This window comes from Oceanobacillus sp. AG, from assembly GCF_009746545.1.
In the GTDB taxonomy this organism is placed as follows: domain Bacteria; phylum Bacillota; class Bacilli; order Bacillales; family Amphibacillaceae; genus Oceanobacillus; species Oceanobacillus indicireducens.
In genome coordinates, this window is record NZ_WOWT01000084.1 from 1 (window position 1) to 594 (window position 594).

Below are 594 nucleotides of genomic sequence, written 5' to 3' on the forward strand. Positions count from 1 at the left end.
AGCATATCGGTGTTAGTCCCGTCCTTCTTCGGCTCCTAGTGCCAAGGCATCCACCGTGCGCCCTTATTCACTTAACTAAGTTACAGTAAATAATATAGCTTTGTTTTGCCTTGATGGTCTGTTAAAGACCACTTTTTTTGCATTTATTAATCTAGCTTCAGCTCCCAGAAACTCCCGTCGTAAGCAATTGTCTTCCAAACGCTAAAAACCAAGCGTTTTCCAGACCCTTGCTAGCGTTGCGTTTCTAATCGGTCGCTTCAGCCTTTTAATATGATGTCGTTGTTACTCTTATTTAGTTTTCAAGGTACAAATAGAGAGATTTACTCCCTCAAAACTGAACCAAACAACCCAGTATGTTCCGAAATAGTCTAGCTCCAGTGGCCAGCAACTAGCAAACTTCACACTTTTCCAATCGATAAGTCAACATCAGCTCCCGCTGGTCGCTGTGTTTCCTTTATCTCATTACAAAGTGTTCCAGTTTGTACGTTGCTAAACGGCCACTTACGCCTTCTATATATCCTTAGAAAGGAGGTGATCCAGCCGCACCTTCCGATACGGCTACCTTGTTACGACTTCACCCCAATCATTGGTCCC

Annotated in this window: 1 rRNA gene; it reads right to left on the minus strand. The window is 43.6% G+C overall.

Going from position 1 to position 594, the window contains the following annotated elements:
- Positions 1-524 precede the first annotated feature (524 nt).
- Positions 525-594 (minus strand): 16S ribosomal RNA (locus tag GN217_RS18635); the annotation flags it as partial.